Annotated in this window: 12 protein-coding genes and 1 pseudogene; 9 read left to right on the forward strand and 4 right to left on the reverse strand. The window is 62.4% G+C overall.

Annotation, left to right across the window (positions count from 1 at the left end; genetic code table 11):
• Positions 1 to 5: 5 nt before the first annotated feature.
• The 7 genes from P3T22_RS06045 (at position 6) to P3T22_RS06075 (ending at position 10,303) form a co-directional block, all read left to right on the forward strand.
• A complete protein-coding gene (locus P3T22_RS06045) occupies positions 6 to 1,946 on the forward strand; it encodes an ABC transporter permease (protein ID WP_429324512.1) in 1,941 nt (646 codons plus the stop codon).
• A complete protein-coding gene (locus P3T22_RS06050) occupies positions 1,943 to 2,752 on the forward strand; it encodes an ABC transporter ATP-binding protein (RefSeq protein WP_429324513.1) in 810 nt (269 codons plus the stop codon). The genes P3T22_RS06045 and P3T22_RS06050 overlap by 4 nt, the downstream gene beginning before the upstream one ends.
• Positions 2,749 to 3,462, forward strand: coding sequence for an ABC transporter ATP-binding protein (locus P3T22_RS06055; protein WP_063499964.1), 714 nt, complete (start codon positions 2,749 to 2,751; stop codon positions 3,460 to 3,462). The genes P3T22_RS06050 and P3T22_RS06055 overlap by 4 nt, the downstream gene beginning before the upstream one ends.
• 83 nt (positions 3,463 to 3,545) lie before the next feature.
• A complete protein-coding gene (locus P3T22_RS06060) occupies positions 3,546 to 4,745 on the forward strand; it encodes an amidohydrolase family protein (RefSeq protein WP_429324514.1) in 1,200 nt (399 codons plus the stop codon).
• Between the two features lie 31 nt (positions 4,746 to 4,776).
• Positions 4,777 to 5,283: a (2Fe-2S)-binding protein gene (locus tag P3T22_RS06065; RefSeq protein WP_063500843.1), complete on the forward strand. Its 507-nt coding sequence runs from the start codon at positions 4,777 to 4,779 to the stop codon at positions 5,281 to 5,283.
• Positions 5,280 to 8,891, forward strand: a complete 3,612-nt coding sequence (locus P3T22_RS06070) for a molybdopterin cofactor-binding domain-containing protein (RefSeq protein ID WP_429324515.1) — start codon at positions 5,280 to 5,282, stop codon at positions 8,889 to 8,891. Before P3T22_RS06065 ends, P3T22_RS06070 begins: the two co-directional genes overlap by 4 nt.
• A gap of 203 nt (positions 8,892 to 9,094) precedes the next feature.
• Positions 9,095 to 10,303 carry an ABC transporter substrate-binding protein gene (locus P3T22_RS06075; protein ID WP_429324516.1) on the forward strand — a complete coding sequence of 403 codons (1,209 nt, stop codon included), beginning with the start codon at positions 9,095 to 9,097 and terminating at the stop codon, positions 10,301 to 10,303.
• Positions 10,304 to 10,408: 105 nt separating this feature from the next.
• Here P3T22_RS06075 and P3T22_RS06080 read toward each other — a convergent pair whose 3' ends face one another.
• Positions 10,409 to 10,660, reverse strand: coding sequence for a hypothetical protein (locus P3T22_RS06080; RefSeq protein WP_063499960.1), 252 nt, complete (start codon positions 10,658 to 10,660; stop codon positions 10,409 to 10,411).
• Between the two features lie 160 nt (positions 10,661 to 10,820).
• On the opposite strand from P3T22_RS06080, the pseudogene P3T22_RS06085 reads away from it, so the two are divergent.
• Positions 10,821 to 10,982: pseudogene (locus tag P3T22_RS06085) on the forward strand (DUF6496 domain-containing protein); the annotation flags it as partial.
• A 133-nt stretch (positions 10,983 to 11,115) separates the two neighbouring features.
• Here the strand turns inward: P3T22_RS06085 and P3T22_RS06090 are convergent.
• On the reverse strand, positions 11,116 to 12,444 hold the full coding sequence (locus tag P3T22_RS06090; protein ID WP_063500842.1) for an aspartate aminotransferase family protein: 1,329 nt from the start codon (positions 12,442 to 12,444) through the stop codon (positions 11,116 to 11,118).
• Positions 12,445 to 12,672: 228 nt separating this feature from the next.
• Between P3T22_RS06090 and P3T22_RS06095 the strand changes: the two genes are divergently transcribed.
• Complete coding sequence (locus P3T22_RS06095) at positions 12,673 to 14,088, forward strand: PLP-dependent aminotransferase family protein (RefSeq protein ID WP_063499959.1); 1,416 nt, start codon at positions 12,673 to 12,675, stop codon at positions 14,086 to 14,088.
• Positions 14,089 to 14,100: 12 nt separating this feature from the next.
• On the opposite strand, the gene P3T22_RS06100 is transcribed toward P3T22_RS06095, so the two are convergent.
• Both P3T22_RS06100 and P3T22_RS06105 read right to left on the reverse strand, forming a co-directional pair.
• Positions 14,101 to 14,724 (reverse strand): LysE family translocator, encoded by a 624-nt coding sequence (locus P3T22_RS06100; RefSeq protein WP_063499958.1) that lies wholly within the window; start codon positions 14,722 to 14,724, stop codon positions 14,101 to 14,103.
• 416 nt (positions 14,725 to 15,140) lie between these two features.
• A complete protein-coding gene (locus tag P3T22_RS06105; RefSeq protein ID WP_429324517.1) occupies positions 15,141 to 17,330 on the reverse strand; it encodes a S53 family peptidase in 2,190 nt (729 codons plus the stop codon).
• Positions 17,331 to 17,775: the final 445 nt, after the last annotated feature.

The following is a 17,775-nucleotide window of genomic DNA, read 5'->3' on the forward strand; positions in this document are numbered from 1 at the left end:
TCGCGATGCTTTCGAATTTGCTGGTACAGCTGGTCAACGGACTCGCCGACGCGTCGACGCTGTTTCTCGTCGCCGCCGGTTTGTCGCTGATCTTCGGCGTGACGCGCATCGTCAACTTCGCGCACGGCTCGTTCTATATGTTCGGCATCTATGTCGCGTATAGCATCGCGAGCCGTTTCGGCCATACGGTGGGTGGATTCTGGCTGTCGGTGCTGGTTGCCGCTCTGGTGGTTGCGGTGCTCGGCGCGCTGGTCGAAATGATCGTGTTACGACGCATCTACCAGGCTCCCGAGTTGTTTCACCTGCTGGCGACATTCGCGCTGGTGCTGATTTTTCGCGACGCCGCGCTGTGGTTGTGGGGTCCGGAAGACCTGTTCGGACCGCGTGCGCCGCATCTGGCAGGCGCGGTCGATTTTCTCGGCCATCCGCTGCCGACCTACGATATCGCACTGATCGTGATCGGGCCGGTGGTGTTGCTGCTGCTCTGGTATGCGTTGACGCGTACACGGTGGGGCACGCTAGTGCGCGCCGCGACGCAGGATCGCGAGATGCTCGGCGCGCTCGGCATCAATCAGGCATGGCTGTTCACCGGCGTGTTTTTCGTCGGCGCGTTTCTCGCCGGTTTGGGTGGTGCGCTGCAAGGTCCGCGGATGTCGGCGAATCTGTCGCTGGATCTGGAGACCATCGGCAATGCGTTCGTCGTCGTGGTGGTCGGCGGCATGGGGTCGATTCCGGGCGCGTTCGTCGCGGCCTTGCTGATCGCCGAGATCAAGGCGCTATGCATCGGCATCGGCCATGTGTCGGTGTTCGGTATCGACTTGTCGTTGAGCCGCTTTACGCTCGTTGCAGAATTCGTCGTGATGGCAGTCGTGCTGGTGGTGCGGCCTTGGGGCTTGTTAGGGAAGGCGAGTGCCGCGGTGCGTGGCATGGCTGCGCCTGAAGCGCCATTGAGGCCTGCAGGCAAGCGTCTGAAGTGGCTGGCGGCAATCGCTTTGTTGGTGCTGATACTCGCGCCGCTGGCGGCCAATGCGCTTCCCTACATGCCTGTGCTGCTGGTTGAAATCCTGATCGCCGTGTTGTTCGCGACGAGTCTGCATTTCATCATGGGTCCCGGCGGGATGCATTCGTTCGGCCACGCGGCGTACTTCGGGCTGGGCGCATACGGCGCCGCATTGTTTCTCAAAGTCCTCAATCTGCCGATGGAAGCCGCGTTGCTGCTCGGCCCCTTGCTCGCGGTGGCGGGCGCGCTGGTGTTCGGCTGGTTTTGCGTGCGGCTCTCTGGCGTCTACCTCGCGATGCTAACCCTCGCGTTCGCGCAGATCGTCTGGTCGGTGGTGTTCCAGTGGGACGACGTGACGGGCGGCAGTAACGGCATTCTTGGCTTGTGGCCGTCGAACTGGTTGTCGTCGCCAGTGGCTTTTTATTATCTGACGCTCGCCTGCGCTGTGGCCGGTGTGGGGCTGTTGCGCAAGATGCTGTTCTCGCCGCTTGGCTACGCAATGCGGGCCTCGCGCGATTCGGTGCTGCGCGCCGAGGCGATCGGCATCGACGTGAAACGGGTGCAGTGGGCGGCCTTCGTCGTGGCGTCGCTGTTTTGCGGGCTCGCCGGCTCGCTCTATGCCTTCTCCAAGGGGACGATTTCGCCGGAGGTGATCAGCGTGAGCCGCTCGGTGGATGGCCTCGTGATGGTGCTGCTCGGCGGCTTGCAGACGTTGACCGGCCCGATCGTCGGCGCCGCCGTGTTCACCTGGCTGCAGGACACCGTCGCGCGGCAAACCGATTATTGGCAGGCGTTGCTCGGTTTCGCGATTCTGCTGCTGGTGATTGCGTTTCCGCAGGGCATCGTCGGTTTCATTCGCGAGCGTTTTGGCGACGATACGGTGGATAAGGCTGAAGAGCGTACTCCATCGCCATCGCAGGGCACGGCGATCAAGGAGGGGCTATGAGCTTGCTGCGCGTCTCCGGCCTCTCCAAGTCGTTCGGCGGGCTGAAAGCGGTCGACGATGTATCCTTCGATCTCGAAGCGGGTCAACTGCTGGCCCTGCTGGGTCCGAACGGCGCTGGCAAGTCGACCTGCTTCAACATGGTCAACGGGCAACTGCGGCCGTCGTCCGGTTCGATTCGTCTCGACGATCACGAACTGGTCGGCATGCGGCCACGCGACATCTGGCGGCTGGGCGTCGGCCGCACGTTTCAGATTGCCGCGACCTTCAATTCGATGACCGTGCGCGAGAACGTGCAGATGGCGCTCGTCTCGCGCGAACGCAAAACCTTCGGTCTGTGGAAACCCGCGGGTTCGCGCTACGCCGATGAAGCCATGGCGCTGCTCGAACAAGTCGGCATGGGCGCCGACGCGCACCGCGCCTGCGGCGTGCTCGCATACGGTGACGTCAAACGCGTTGAACTCGCGATCGCGCTGGCAAACCGCCCGAAGCTGCTGCTGATGGACGAGCCCACGGCCGGCATGGCGCCAAAGGAGCGCAACGCGCTGATGGCGCTGACCAGGCGTCTCGTCACCGAGCACAAAATCGGTGTGCTCTTTACCGAGCACAGCATGGACGTTGTATTCGCGTACGCCGACCGCATGATCGTGCTCGCGCGTGGCAAGCTGATCGCCGAGGGCGACGCCGAAACGATCCGCAACGACGCACGCGTGCAGGAAGTCTATTTCGGCACCGGCAAGACGTTCCAGCCACGCGCGCCGCTGCATGAAGCGGCCGGCGGCCATCAAGGACAAGGAGCGCTGCAATGAGCGAGCCGATGCTGAAAGTCTCGGGCCTCAATGCGTTCTATGGCCGCGCACACATCCTGTTCGACGTGGGCCTCGAAGTCGGCCGCGGCGAAGTCGTCGCGCTGATGGGCCGCAACGGCGCCGGCAAATCGACGACGATGAAAGCGGTGATGGGGTTGCTGCCGCGCCGTCAAGGAGAGGTACATTTTCGCGGGCAAAACATTACGGCTTTGCAGCCGTATCGTATTGCGCGCATGGGCATGGGTTTCGTTCCCGAGGACCGTCGCGTGTTCTCGGATCTGACGGTGATGGAAAACCTCGATACAGGCCGCCAGCCGCCACGCGAAGGCGCGCCGCAATGGACGCCGGAAAAGCTGTTCCGCCTGTTCCCCAATCTTGGCGAAATGCCGAAACGCCCAGGCGGCCAGATGAGCGGCGGTGAGCAGCAGATGCTTACCGTCTCGCGCACGCTAATGGGCAATCCGTATCTGGTGCTGCTCGACGAACCGTCCGAGGGCGTCGCACCCGTGATTGTCGAGCAGATGGCGAACATGATTCTCGAACTCAAGCGCGAAGGGCTGTCGATTCTGTTGTCCGAACAGAACCTGCATTTCGCCGAGCTGGTCAGCGACCGCGCGTACGTCCTCGAGAAAGGACAGATCCGCTTTAGCGGCACGATCGGCGAACTCGCAAAGAACGAAACAGTGAGGCGCGCTTATCTGAGTGTGTGATTCCACCGGCGCACGAGGCGTGCAGGGTACGCACACACACGGCGCCGGGCAGTCGTTGCGAACCGTTGCGAAAGGAGAGGCAGATGGCAGCAGAGACGTTGACAGGCTTGTCGGGCAAGGTCGCCGTAACGAACATCGGTCTGCTGTTATCCGGCGACATCGACCAGCCGATTCTCGACGCCGACACGCTGGTGATCGACGACGGCGTGATCGTCGCGATCGGCAAGGAGGCGGATTGCGACCTCGAAGGCGCGCGGACGACCGTCGACTGCAAAGGCACCACGGTCGCCCCGGGCCTGATCGATTCGCACGTGCATCCGGTGTTCGGCGACTGGACGCCGCGGCAGAATCAGATGGGCTGGATCGAATCGAACCTGAACGGCGGCGTGACGACCATGATCTCTGCCGGCGAAGTGCATTTGCCCGGCCGTCCGAAAGACGTGCTCGGTGTAAAGGCGCTTGCTATTACCGCTCAACGTTCGTTTGAAGGAATGCGTGGCGCGGGTGTCGGTGGCGGTGTGAAAGTCATGGCGGGTGCGCCGGTGATCGAGAAGGGCATGGTCGAGGAGGACTTCAAGGAGCTCTCGGAAGCGGGCGTGAAGCTGCTCGGCGAAGTGGGTCTCGGCAGCGTGAAGGGCGGCGAGGAAGCGGCGCAGATGGTCGCGTGGGCGCGCAAGTACGGTATTCAAAGCACGATTCACACGGGCGGCCCGTCGATTCCCGGCTCGGGTCTGATCGATAGGGACGTGGTGCTCGCCGCCGATGCGGACGTGATCGGCCATATCAACGGCGGCCACACGTCGCTTTCCTATCGGCATGTATGCGATCTGTGCGAGCAATCGAGCCGCGCGCTGGAGATCGTTCACAACGGCAACGAACGGATCGCCTTGCTCACCGCACGTCATGCGGTCGAATTGAAGTGCCCGCATCGCATCATTCTCGGCACCGATAGCCCGGCGGGCTCCGGCGTGCAACCGCTCGGCATTCTGCGGATGATCGCGCTGATCTCCAGTCTCGCCGACGTCCCCGCGGAAATCGCTTTCTGCTTCGCGACCGGCAATACCGCGCGGCAGCGCAATCTGCGGCAAGGGCTGATCGAAGTGGGCCGTCCCGCCGACCTCGTCTTCATGGACCGTGCACAGCACACGGCGGCCGATACGTTGCTGGAAAGCGTGCAGCTCGGCGATATTCCCGGCGTCGGCATGGTGATGATCGACGGTTTGATCCGCTGCCGGCGCAGCCGCAATACGCCACCGGCGACTGAAGTGCCGGTGGTGCTTTGAACGCGCGCCGTGCCGCGTGGCCGGCATTGCCATGAACCGCCCGGCGCCTCTTACGCTGCACGTCAACGGCGCGACGCATCTTGTCAGCGCCGCCGCCGACACGCCACTGCTTTATCTGCTGCGTAACGACCTCGCGTTGAACGGTCCCAAATTCGGCTGCGGCCTTGGCGAATGCGGGGCGTGTACGGTGTTGCTCGACGGCATGCCGACGCGTTCGTGCGTAACGACAGCGAAGGTTGCCTTGGGACGTGAGATCACCACGCTCGAAGGACTGGGTGCGCGTGCTGCGCTGCATCCGGTGCAACAGGCCTTTATCGAAGAGCAGGCCGCCCAGTGCGGCTATTGCCTGAACGGCATGATCATGACCGCCAAAGCGTTGCTCGATCGCGATCCGCATCCGAGTGTCGAGACGATTCGGCGGGAATTGTCGCGCAACCTCTGCCGGTGCGGCACGCATGTCGAGATCGTGCGCGCGGTGCAGCGCGCAGCGGTTTTGCTTGCCGAGCAACCGGTGCTGGATCAAGGAGCGCGCGCATGACGGGACCCGATTTGAGTGTCGATCGCCGGGCCGCGCCGCCGTCGAGGCGGCAGTTCCATGACGCGCAGAATGTGCTGATCGTCACGCGGCCGCCACAAGCGCCGGTGCGAGCCGCGGTTGGGCAGCCGGGATCGCGGTCCACGTTCGTGCCGACGGAAGCGGACCTGTTTCTCGTCGTGCGCGACGACGGCAGTGTGGTCGCGTTCAACGGCCACGTCGATCTCGGTACCGGCATCGGCACGGCGCTCGCGCAGATCGTCGCGGAAGAACTCGACGTGCCGTTGACGCGCGTATCGATCGTGCTTGGACACACGAACGAAGCGCCGAATCAGGGGCCCACGATTGCAAGCGCGACGATCCAGATGTCGGCCGTGCCGTTACGGCATGCAGCGGCGCAAGCGCGGCAGTTTCTGCTGGCGGAAGCGGCCGCGCGTCTGAACGTAAGCGCAGAGCAACTCGACGTGCGAGACGGTGTGGTCTTTCAGCGCGACGACGCCAAAAAGGGCATTGGCTACGGCGAGTTGATCGCCGGGCGGCGCATCGAATTGACGCTCTCCCATGACGCGCCTTTGAAATCGCCGGACGCGTACAAGATTGTCGGCAAGAGTTCGCCGCGTGTCGATATCCCCGCGAAAGCCACGGGCGAATTGAGTTTCGTGCACGACGTGCGCGTGCCGGGCATGCTGCACGGCCGCGTCGTGCGGCCGCCTTATGCGGGTGTCGCGCAGGGCGAGTTCATCGGCAATAGCCTGCTGCATGTCGATGAACATTCCATCGGCGATTTGCCAGGCATCGTCAAGGTCGTGGTGATCCGCGATTTCGTCGGCATCGTGGCTGAGCGCGAAGAGGTCGCGCAGCAGGCGGTGAAGCGGTTGAATGTGCAGTGGAAAGCAGTCGAGGGTTTGCCTCCGCTCGAAACCAGCGCGGAAGTGGAAGCCGCGCTAAGAGCCAATCCGGCTAAACGGCGCGATCTGGTGATCGAGGGCGATATCGACGCCGCCCTCGCGAAAGACCCTGCTCGAACGCTGGAACGCACCTATGTATGGCCGTTTCAGATGCATGCGTCGATTGGACCCTCGTGCGCGGTGGCCGACTACCGGGATGCGAAGCTGAAGGTCTGGTCGGGCACGCAGAATCCCCATTCGCTGCGTGCCGACCTCGCCTTGCTGCTGGCGCTGGATGAAGCGCACATCGAAATCGTGCGCATGGACGCGGCAGGTTGCTATGGCCGCAATTGCGCGGACGATGTCGCCGCCGACGCCGCGTTGCTATCGCGCGCCACCGGCAGTCCGGTGCGCGTGCAACTATCGCGCGAAGACGAGCATGCATGGGAGCCCAAAGGCGCTGCGCAATTGATGGATGTGCGCGGCGCTTTAGATGCAGAGGGCGGGCTCGCGGCATACGACTTCGCGACGCGCTATCCATCGAACGACGCCCCGACGTTGGCGTTGCTGCTCACCGGAACCATTTCCGCGCAGCCGCAAGTATTCGAAATGGGCGATCGCACGTCCGTGCCGCCGTACGACTACCGAAGCATGCGCATTGTCTGCGACGACACGCCGCCGATCGTGCGCGCGTCCTGGCTAAGAGGCGTGTCCGCCTTGCCGAACACGTTCGCGCACGAGTCCTTCATCGACGAACTCGCGGCGCAAGCGGGCGTCGATCCCGTTGAGTTTCGGCTGAAACATCTCACTGATCCGCGCGCGATCGATCTCGTCAAGGCAGTGGCTGAAAAAGCCGGCTGGCAACCTCGTACTGTCGCTTTGAAAGAGGCGGCTCAGGAAGACGGCGACGTCGCGCGCGGCAGAGGCTTCGCTTACGCCCGCTACGTGCACAGCAAGTTTCCCGGCTTCGGCGCGGCATGGTCCGCGTGGATCGCCGACGTCGAAGTCAATCGCAAGAGCGGCGAGCTTGCCGTGACGCGCGTGGTGGTCGGGCAGGACACCGGCACGATGGTGAATCCCGACGGCGTACGTCATCAGATTCACGGCAATGTGATTCAGGCAACCAGCCGCGCACTGAAAGAGCGCGTGACGTTCGGCGAGAACGCGGTGACGAGCCAGGAGTGGGGCGCGTATCCGATCCTGACGTTTCGCGAAGTGCCGGTGATCGACGTCGTGATGATGCCGCGCCACGGCGAGCCGCCAATGGGCACTGGCGAATCGGCGTCGCTGCCTGGCGCCGCCGCGATCGCCAACGCGTTGTATGACGCGACCGGTGTGCGTTTTCGCAGGCCGCCGTTCACGCCGGAGACGATTCGCGCCGCGCTCGCCGATGCGCAAGCGGAAGAGGCGGCTGCGCGCAAAAAGAAGCGCTGGCGGCTCGGCTTTCTCGGCGCAATCGCCGCAGGCGCGGCCGGCTGGCTGGGCGCACTGGCCATGGCGCCGCAAGCCATGGCGCCGATTGCGCCACTTCGCGCGAGCGCGTTCGCGCCCGAACTGGTGGCACGCGGCAAACTGCTCGCGTCGCTGGGCAATTGCGCGGTTTGCCATACCGCGCACAACGGCGTGCCGAACGCGGGCGGCAAAGCGCTCGATACGCCATTCGGCACCGTCTACAGCACCAACATCACACCCGATGGACAGACGGGCATCGGCACATGGTCGCTCGACGCATTCGTGCGGGCGATGCGGCAAGGTATCAGCCGCGACGGGCATCGTCTGTATCCCGTGTTTCCGTACACGTCGTTCAAAAACACCTCCGACGACGATCTGAAAGCGCTCTACGCGTACCTGATGGCACAGACGCCGGTGCGTTCCCGTCCACCGGAAACGAAGCTTGCGTATCCGTTCAGCGTGCGTCCGTTGATGGCCGCATGGAACGGGCTCTTCCTCGGACGCAATACGTTTGCCGCGAGCGCGACCCAGAGTGCGCAATGGAATCGCGGGGCGTATCTCGTGAACGGCCTCGGCCATTGCAGCGCATGCCATACCCCGCGCAATGCATTCGGCGCCGAGAAAACCGGTCCCGCATTCATGGGTGGCGGCATGGCGGAAGGGTGGGAAGCGCCTGCGCTGTCGACGCTTTCCAACGCGCCCGTCCCCTGGAGCGAAGACGAACTCTTCAGCTATCTGCGCTACGGTCACGCGCCGCTGCATGGTGTCGCGGCCGGGCCGATGGCGCCGGTCGTCAGCGATCTGACGGCATTGCCCGACAGCGATATTCGCGCGATGGCGACGTATCTGGCGTCTTTGAGTCCCCTGGAGGCCAACGCGGATCCGGTGGCGACGGCGCGTCAATACGAGCAGGCCAGCACGATGACGGGTACGGCAACAGGCTTGGGTGCACGTCTCTTCGACGGCGCGTGTGCCGTCTGTCATCACACTGGCAGCGGGCCGCAATTGTTTGGTGCGCATCCGTCGCTGGCGCTTAACACGAATCTGCACAGCACGACACCTGATAATCTGATTCGCGTGATTCTCGATGGTATCGGCTCGCCTGCGCGCCCCGAACTCGGTACGATGCCGGCTTACCGCGACAGTTTCAACGACGCCCAGGTCGCCGAACTCGTGTCATACCTGCGTCAGCAATTCGCCGGCGGCAAGCCGGCATGGCAGGACGTCGCGGCGAGCGTCGCCAGAATCCGCGCGACGTCGCGGGCCGAGTGAAATTGCAACACGCATTGCGGCACGGTTTGCCGCATCGCTCGCAGCACCACTTGCAGCACGATTCGCAACACGGCTCGCAGCACGGCTTGCAACACAACTCGCAGCACAACTCGCAGCACGGCTCGCCGAACGAATCGCGAGACGCTCGAACGCTCGATAAGAACGACCGCATTCCCGCAATCCTTTTGATAACGGAGAAACGCATGACCACGCGCGCAGGATGGATCTCTCGCCTTACGGTTTCAACGGTTCTATCGCTTGCTGCCTTCGGTGCGAGCGCCCAGCAGACCATCAAGATCGGTGAAATCAACAGCTACAAGGCGCAGCCTGCCTTTCTCGGGCCTTACAGGAACGGCTGGAATCTCGCGCTCGACCAGGTGAACGCGACGGGTGGCGTACTCGGCAAACAGCTCGAAGTGGTGTCGCGCGACGACAACGGCAATCCGGGCGACACGATCCGCGTCGCGCAGGAGTTGATTGCACGCGAGCAGGTGCAATTGCTGTTCGGCGGTTTCCTGTCGAACACGGGTCTCGCGCTGACCGACTTCGCGAAGCAGAAGAAGATTTTCTTCCTTGCTGCCGAGCCGTTGACTGACAAGATCGTTTGGGCCGACGGCAACAAATACACGTACCGTCTGCGTCCTTCGACGTATATGCAGGTGGCGATGCTGGTGCCCGAGGCGGTGAAATTGAAGAAGAAGCGCTGGGCGCTCGTGTATCCGAACTACGAGTACGGGCAATCGGCGGTGGCGACGTTCAAAAAGCTGATGACGGCGGCGCAGCCTGATGTGCAGTTTGTCGCCGAGCAGGCGACGCCGCTGGGCAATGTCGATGCGGGCGCGGTGTCGCAGGCGATTGCCGATGCGAAGCCGGATGCGATTTTCAACGTGCTGTTCGGCGCCGATCTTGGCAAGTTTGTGCGCGAGGGGAATACACGCGGGTTGTTCAAGGATCGCAGCGTGGTGTCGTTGCTGACGGGCGAGCCGGACTATCTCGATCCGCTGGGGGCGGAGGCGCCGACTGGCTGGATCGTGACGGGTTACCCGTGGTATTCGATCGATACGGCGGCGAACAAGAAGTTTGTGGATGCGTATCAGGCGAAGTATCACGACTATCCGCGGCTTGGGTCGGTGGTGGGATATTCGGCGCTGATGTCGATTGCGGCGGGGATCAGGAAGGCGGGGTCGACGGATTCGGATAAGTTGGCGGCCGCGTTCAAGGGGCTTGGGGTGGAGACGCCCTTCGGGACGATTACCTATCGCGCGCAGGACAATCAGTCGACGATGGGGGCTTTTGTCGGTGTCACCGGTCTCAAGGATGGGAAGGGGGTGATGACTTCCTATCGGTATATTGACGGGGCTAGTGTGCAGCCGTCGGATGCGGAGGTTAGGAAGTTGAGGCCTGCTGACTAAGTTTTTTTTCCTTTTGCGGCGGCATTGGGGTGGTTTTGTGGTTTTGGCTTTGATGGTTTTTTTGCCTGCCTGGCGTTTTTACAAAACGCCAGGCAGGCAAAAGGCTTACTCCTCCGCATCATGCTCAATCACAAACCGCCTCAAATAAGCCAGCACGGCGGCTTCGACAGCCCGATGATCAGCGGTACTCTTCGACCCTGCATTTTCCTCATCGCCAAACAACGTGGACGGCGCATTATGCACATCCACTTCCTGGCCTTCGCGAAACACGCGAATCTCGTGAACGTCTTCGGCGTACTCGGCGATCCAATGCACGCCTTCAATATGCGCGCCTGCGCGAACGGTAGGTATCTTCATGGACGTCTCCCGTCAGGTCGGACCACGGCGCCGACCCTTGCCATCACCATACGCCGTCCAGGCGGCAGGCGCGAGCGTTGTAGGGCAATTTCCTGAGGTTCGCTGCGCTGCAACGGGCGTCCCTGACGCTTAACCATGCTACTGGTGGCGCCCTCGCAACGGGGAATTCGTCAAGGAACAGATCGATAAGGTGCGCGCCGGCAAGCGCGGCGTCAGATCGGCAAAGCAGGCGATTGCAATCGGCCTGTCGGAAGCGCGCCGGGCGGGCGTCGCCGTGAAGCCGCCGAAGAAGGCAGCGCACACCAGAGCGACCCGAGCGCGCCACTGACGGTAGCGCCCGAGCGGGCGTGCGGCAGGTAACGCGGCTAGGCTCGCGCACTTCTCGTACGCATCGCTGTCCCGAGTGGCAATGCGGCGCGCGCAACATCCACGCGCGCCGCATCTTTCCAGCCGTCTTACTGCACCGTCGCCAGCACGTCGCCCACGGTCTTGAAGATGTGTCCGATCTGCTCTTCGTCGATGATGAGCGGCGGCGAGAACGCGAGGATGTCGCCGGTAAAGCGCACCAGCACGCCCGCCTCGAAGCACTTCACGAACGCTTCGTAAGCACGCGCGCCCGGCGCGCCGTCGCGTGGCTCGAGTTCTACGCCCGCGATCATGCCGAGGTTGCGAACGTCCTTCACATGCTTGGCACCGCGCAGCGAGTGAGCGGCGGCTTCGAACTTCGGCGCCATCGTCGCCGCGCGCTCGAACAGGCCTTCGCGGCGATACAGGTCGAGCGTCGCAACCGTCGCGGCCGCCGCGGCCGGGTGGGCCGAATACGTGTAGCCGTGGAACAGCTCGATTGCGCCCTGCGCGCCGCTGTTGACGATCGTGTCGTGGATCGTGCGGCTTGCGGCCACCGCGCCCATCGGGATCGCGGCGTTGTTGATCGCCTTGGCCATCGTGATCAGGTCCGGCGTCACGCCGAAGTATTCGCTAGCGGTCGCTTTGCCGACCCGGCCGAAACCGGTAATCACTTCGTCGAAAATCAGCAGGATGCCGTGCTTCGTGCAAATCTCGCGCAGCTTCTGCAGATAGCCTTGCGGCGGAATCAGCACGCCCGTCGAGCCGGCCACCGGTTCGACGATCACGGCGGCGATCGTCGAGGCGTCGTGCAGCGTGACAATGCGCTCGAGTTCGTCGGCGAGATGCGCGCCCCATGCGGGCTGGCCCTTCGAAAACGCGTTGTGTTCAAGGTTATGCGTGTGCGGCAGGTGGTCGACCGCCGGCAGCAGCGCGCCGGAAAACGTCTTGCGGTTCGGCGCGATGCCGCCGACCGAAATGCCGCCGAAGCCCACGCCGTGATAGCCGCGCTCGCGGCCGATCAGCCGTGTGCGCTGAGCTTCGCCACGCGAACGGTGGTACGCCAGCGCGATTTTCAGGGCGGTGTCGACCGATTCCGAGCCGGAGTTCGTGAAGAAGATCCGGTCGAGGCCGTTCGGCATCAGTTCGGCGACTTTCGTGGCCGCTTCGAATGCCAGCGGATGGCCCATCTGGAAGGTCGGCGCGAAGTCGAGCGTCGACAGTTGCTGGGTGATCGCAGCGACAATCTCGTCGCGGCCGTGGCCGGCGTTCACGCACCAGAGGCCGGCGCAGCCGTCGAGCACTTCACGCCCGTCCGTGGTGCGGTAGTACATACCCTTGGCCGATTCCAGCAGGCGCGGCGCGGCCTTGAACTGGCGGTTGGCGGTAAAGGGCATCCAGAAAGACGACAGGTCGTCGATGACGGGGCGCGAAGTCATGGTTTTTTCCTCGAAGTGGTCCCCCAAGGGGACTTCCTTCGGGGCGTAGCCAAAACTGTAGCGTTCGCGGTTTAATGGCGGCATAAACAGTTGACGCAGTGTGGTGCTAACTGTGTTGGTGGAATTGCGATAACTGTGTCGATCGCACAATGACGCAATTCGATGCTTTATCGGGCCATCTATTTGGCAACCTAGCCGGCCGTCGCGACCGGCCTCTCAGTCCAAACCATGATCGAACTACAACTTGAGCGCGACCGGCGCGCCGCTCCCACGCTCGTCGAGCAGGTCGTGCAGGGTTTCACGCGCGCTATCGAGGCGCAGTCGCTGCGCGCCGGCGCGCTGTTGCCGTCGGTGCGGCAGTTGGCGCAAAGCCACGAACTGAGCACCTTCACCGTCACCGAGGCGTACAACCGTCTTGTTTCGATGGGCCTCGTGGTGGCGCGGCGCGGATCCGGTTATCGCGTGGCGGCGCGCTCGCAGTCCGCGCGGGCCGCCCCGACCGACTGGCAGCCGCCCAGCCTGACCGCGACCTGGCTGCTGTCCGACGTGTTCGCCGACCATTCGGTGCCGATCAAGGCGGGCGGCGGCTGGCTGCCGAACGAATGGATCAACGAGACGGGCTTGCAGCATGCGCTGCGTGCAATGAGCCGGGTGCCGGCGGCGCGGCTCGGCGACTACGGGCATCCGTACGGTTTCGCGCCGCTGCGCGAGCGGATCGCCGAGCAACTCGACCGGCGCGGTTTGCCGGTCGACGTCTCCAACGTGCTGCTCACGCAGGGCGCGACCCAAGGGCTGGATCTGATCGTCCGCACGCTGCTGCGCGCGGGCGACGCCGTGATCGTCGAAGATCCCGGTTATTGCAATCTGCTGCAGATTCTCAAGCTGGCGGGGCTGGTGGTGCATGGGGTGCCGCGCACGCCGGCCGGCGTCGATACCGACGTGCTCGAAGCGCTAGTCGCACAGCACAAGCCGAAGGCGATTTTCGTCAACACCACGCTGCAGAATCCGACCGGCGCGACCTTCGGCATGGCGGCGGCGTTCCGTCTGTTGCAGATCGCCGAGCGTCAGCGCATGTGGGTGATCGAAGACGATGTCAGCCGCGAACTGGCGCCACCCGGCGCGCCTCTGTTTGCCGCCATGGAAGGCTTGCAGCGCGTGCTCTACGTTGGCGGCTTTTCGAAGACGGTGACGCCGGGCCTGCGCTGCGGCTATGTGGTTGCCGAGCGGGCGGTGTTGCGCGAGCTGGCGCGCACGAAGATGGCGGTGGGCCTGACCTCGTCGGAAGCGATCGAGCGGATTGTCGACAAGGTGCTGCTCGAAGGGCGCTATGCGCGTCACGTCGAAGCCGTGAACGAGCGGCTCAAGCTCGCGCATGCGGCGGTCGAAGAACGGCTCGATTCGCTCGGCCTCGAACTGTTTCATCGGCCGCGAGCGGGCCTGTTCCTGTGGGCGCGGCTGCCGATCGAAGCGGAGCGCGCCGGTGAAGTGGCGACCGCCGCGCTTGCGCATGGCATCTGGCTCGCGCCCGGCTCCTACTTCCGTCCCGACGATGCCCCGAGCGCCTGGTTCCGTTTCAACGCGCCGTACTCGACCGACGACGCGTTGTGGCGCTTCATCGAGCGAGTCGGGCAGGGTGCGAGCTAGCTGTGCTCAATGTCAAACGGCTTGGCCGAGCAGCTTTAGTGCGATCGGATACAGCGAAAGCACCAGCAGCAGCGCCATCGCCACATTGAAAATGCGCAGCCGCTTCGGGTCCGACAGCACGCGCCGCATCGCGGTGCCGAAACCGGCCCACAGGCAGATGCACGGAAAACCGATCACGTAAAAGACTACCGCCATTGCGATGGCGTTCATGCTGGTGCTCTCGCTCAGGTGGATCGTCGTGGCGGCGGTCAGCACCATCATCCACGCTTTCGGATTGATCCACTGAAACGCGATGGCTTCATGAAACTTCATGGGCCGGCGATCGCCTTTCCTGACCTTCAGTTCGCCCGAGGTGCCGATTTTCCACGCGAGATACAGCAGATACGCGACGCTCGCGACTTCGAGCACCGTGTACAGCACGGGAAAGTGCACGAAGGCTTCGCCCAGGCCAATCCCCACCGACAGCATCAACAGGACGACCCCGGCGCTGATGCCGGAAACATGGGGCAGCGTACGGCGAAAGCCGAAGTTGACGCCCGAGGCCAGCAACATCGTGTTGTTCGGACCGGGCGTGATCGTCGTGACGAGCGCGAACAGAATGCCGGCGGGCAGCGCACTGAGGCTGAGGTAAGACATAGGTGGCTCCGGTGGCGGTCGGTAGGACCTTGGGAGCATTCTAGCGAACCATGCCGGTACAGTACCTGTACGGATTGTGGGATGGTGTCCGGTACAGGTGCGCGCATGAGGTTCGCGTTGGACGCGCCCAGCGGCCTTCGGACGACAGTAATAGTGGGATTCGCGCCACTATTACTGAGATTTACGACACTATTAATGAGACTATTTAGTCCGCGTTGGGTTAGGGGAGGTCAGTGTGCCCACCGCAACGAATTTATGATGCTGGGTTCGGTGGGCAATTGCGAGGCCAGACAGTGGCACGTGTTGTGACTCGTAAGGAAGTCGGCAACCTGAAAAAGCGTCGATATCATTTTCCGTGGTTCTGGTGCAAATAGGCTCATTGGACCGGTCAAAATAGCGATCGAATCAATCACCTGTCATGGGATAGCCGTCAAATGCAGCACCTGGCTGACCAGGTAGTTCACATTGAGCCAGTTGATTGCAAGGTTACTGACGTTGACCGTCCCGATACCCGTGGCAAAATTCCAGCCGGTGCTGGCGCCATAGGCTTTTGCGTAGCTGGTACCACTCGTTGAGAGCACACCGTAGGTGCCACTCGGGAGAAAGCAATTGTTCGAACCTGAGCAATTCACGTCCATGTCGCCAGAGGTGACGTTATAAAAGATGCAGTTGCTGGCGTCGCGATTGCCAAGACTCGAATTGCAGACACTGCTACCCAGCAGGACATTCTGAACCGCGGCCAGCTCGTAATAGACGGGGCTTGGATTGCCTTGGCGGGCTTCGCCGGTGTACTGGTTCACCAGGGCCTGAAAACCGGCCCAGATCGGCGCGGAAAACGATGTCCCGCCACCGCCGGACCATCCGCTTGGCGCGCCTGTACAGGCGACACCGCCGTTGGACGTGTCGGTGTCGCAGACAACGTAGTAATGGCCCCAAACGCCGCTGGCCGCAAACAGAGAGACATCGGGAATATCACGTACCCCATCGGGCGGATTGCCCGTTGCCAGCGGCTGCCAGGCCGGCTTGGCGTATCCCTTACATGTTCCGCTGACCACCCCGCCTAGTGATGGACTTCCTGTGGCACAACCGCTCGGTCCGCCGCTGCCGGCGGATATCGTCAAAAACGCGGCCTTGCCCGTTGGGCCGTTGCAAAACCCGTTTGCGCCATAAGTCGTGCTATAGCCGTAGGCCTTGGCAATCAGCACGCTGGCGCACGAATTGTTCCACGGGATTTCAGGAATATAAGATATCGCGGAACCATAGGTCGACGTATTGCCTGAATTCCAATAGGAACCGGTGACGCCTGCCGAGGCATCGCCGAAATCCGTACCCCCCACAGCAACATTGTAGGGTGTCGAGGCAAGGCCGCTGACGCCGATTCCATGTGTCGAAATTGACTGCCCTGCGTCACAGCTCGTAGCGCCCTGATCACCTGCTGCGACAAAGACAGAGATGCCGAGTGCGGCTGCCTGCTGATAAATGGTCGCGTACGCCGCATTGGCCGCAGCCCCGTTTTTCGCCTCGCACTCCCCGTAGCTAACGCTGATGATCGCAGGCGGGTTGATACCGTTCACCACGTTCTGCAGTGCGATCAGACCGCCAAAAGTCGTGCTGGTATCGCCACAGGACGCCAGTACGATGGATGCGCCAGGGGCGGCGGCGCTCGCCCATTCTGCATCGAGCACGGCTTCTCTTTCGCTAGCTGCGACGACACCGGGATTAGAACAATTGTTAGCACTGCTCGCGGCTGCCGGGTGAACCTGCGTGAATGAACCGCTTGTATAGCCAGATAAACCGAAGGTCGAGCGGAATGTGGTCCAGTCAGCTGTGTTGTAAACGTTTGTATTCTCTATGACGACAATCGTCTGCCCTTGGCCAGAGACGCCTGAACGAAACAGCGGATTCACATTGTAGATGGTCGCGAGATCGGCCGGCACAACCGCATGGCGCGTTGCGTTGCCGCTGGTGTAGGTGTAATCGGAGCGCGGGATGAAATTTGTATGCGGCTTGAAATCGCTCAGCGATACTATCCCGCGTACGGCGTCCGCAAGCGCAACCGGGATCCGTGGATTGCTTACGTTTGCTATATGCGTCACTCCATTTGACACAATATGATGGATTTCGGTCCGAAACGCGTCGCGGATCTGCCCCGCTGTTCCCGAGAAATCGATCACCATCCCGCCTGACTCAACGCCGTTTACCGTTAGTCCGTGCCGGGAAAGCCAATCGCTGACCGCGTTGACATCCGCGTCCGCCGGGCCGAACTCCGAGCGGAACTGTGCCGCGGTGAGCCATTGATGGAAATGTGCGGATTTTGGATCGTGAATACTTGTAATGAATCTGGCGAGATCTGCGTCCCTCTCTGCCGGCCTCTTCAGAAGAAGCTGAACATGGTAAAGCACTAGCGTGTCGTCCACCCGGCCGCCCTCATTGAGAGCATTCAACTCCGGACGAGTATTGCCTGGCAACTCCACCGTCTTGCTCTCGTCGACGACCTGCGTGACAAGCTGCCTTGCGGACTGCGCCAATGCGACAGATACCTTGCCGAATATTACGATCGGTATAAGCAGGCTCACCACGAAGACTGGATTAGGTCTTTTGAACATAGCGTATTTCCCGACGCGCCCGACCAGTATTGACTGCTGGAATCGAGCATACGAAATTCAACAATCGTTGATTCCGGACCCGCGCAGAACAGCACTCCGTCATCGAACCGTTGCTGCATTGGGCATGCTTTGACGACCTTCAGTAAAACCAGACACCTGCGCGACACAATCGTCGTCGTGTTGAAGACGCGATTCATCTCGCCCCCTGAATTTCCGGCCACCGACAGAACGAGAAGCAAGCTTTACGCCATTCGTAAAAAGTCGTCTCCACATCTCCGCTAACTCAGCTCAGGCGGGGCAGTGGGCAAATTCCCGAGACTTGTCGGAGAACCACGGGTATCAACGTGTCGTAGAACACGCTGCGATCCAACGCGCGCGTAACGTAACGTGACGTAACGTCAGATCCGCCATTCCGTACGGTGCAACCTCACGATCCCAGCGAAAC

Source organism: Paraburkholderia sp. GAS348 (assembly GCF_050434205.1).
GTDB lineage: Bacteria > Pseudomonadota > Gammaproteobacteria > Burkholderiales > Burkholderiaceae > Paraburkholderia.

What these genes read in the sequence shown, in the direction of transcription:
- P3T22_RS06095 (WP_063499959.1), top strand. Translation starts at nt 12,673, where the DNA reads ATGATCGAACTACAACTTGAGCGCGACCGGCGCGCCGCTCCCACGCTC.
- P3T22_RS06045 (WP_429324512.1), top strand. Translation starts at nt 6, where the DNA reads ATGCTTTCGAATTTGCTGGTACAGCTGGTCAACGGACTCGCCGACGCG.
- P3T22_RS06070 (WP_429324515.1), top strand. Translation starts at nt 5,280, where the DNA reads ATGACGGGACCCGATTTGAGTGTCGATCGCCGGGCCGCGCCGCCGTCG.
- P3T22_RS06100 (WP_063499958.1), bottom strand. Translation starts at nt 14,724, where the DNA reads ATGTCTTACCTCAGCCTCAGTGCGCTGCCCGCCGGCATTCTGTTCGCG.
- P3T22_RS06060 (WP_429324514.1), top strand. Translation starts at nt 3,546, where the DNA reads ATGGCAGCAGAGACGTTGACAGGCTTGTCGGGCAAGGTCGCCGTAACG.
- P3T22_RS06055 (WP_063499964.1), top strand. Translation starts at nt 2,749, where the DNA reads ATGAGCGAGCCGATGCTGAAAGTCTCGGGCCTCAATGCGTTCTATGGC.
- P3T22_RS06050 (WP_429324513.1), top strand. Translation starts at nt 1,943, where the DNA reads ATGAGCTTGCTGCGCGTCTCCGGCCTCTCCAAGTCGTTCGGCGGGCTG.
- P3T22_RS06080 (WP_063499960.1), bottom strand. Translation starts at nt 10,660, where the DNA reads ATGAAGATACCTACCGTTCGCGCAGGCGCGCATATTGAAGGCGTGCAT.
- P3T22_RS06090 (WP_063500842.1), bottom strand. Translation starts at nt 12,444, where the DNA reads ATGACTTCGCGCCCCGTCATCGACGACCTGTCGTCTTTCTGGATGCCC.
- P3T22_RS06065 (WP_063500843.1), top strand. Translation starts at nt 4,777, where the DNA reads ATGAACCGCCCGGCGCCTCTTACGCTGCACGTCAACGGCGCGACGCAT.
- P3T22_RS06105 (WP_429324517.1), bottom strand. Translation starts at nt 17,330, where the DNA reads ATGTTCAAAAGACCTAATCCAGTCTTCGTGGTGAGCCTGCTTATACCG.
- P3T22_RS06075 (WP_429324516.1), top strand. Translation starts at nt 9,095, where the DNA reads ATGACCACGCGCGCAGGATGGATCTCTCGCCTTACGGTTTCAACGGTT.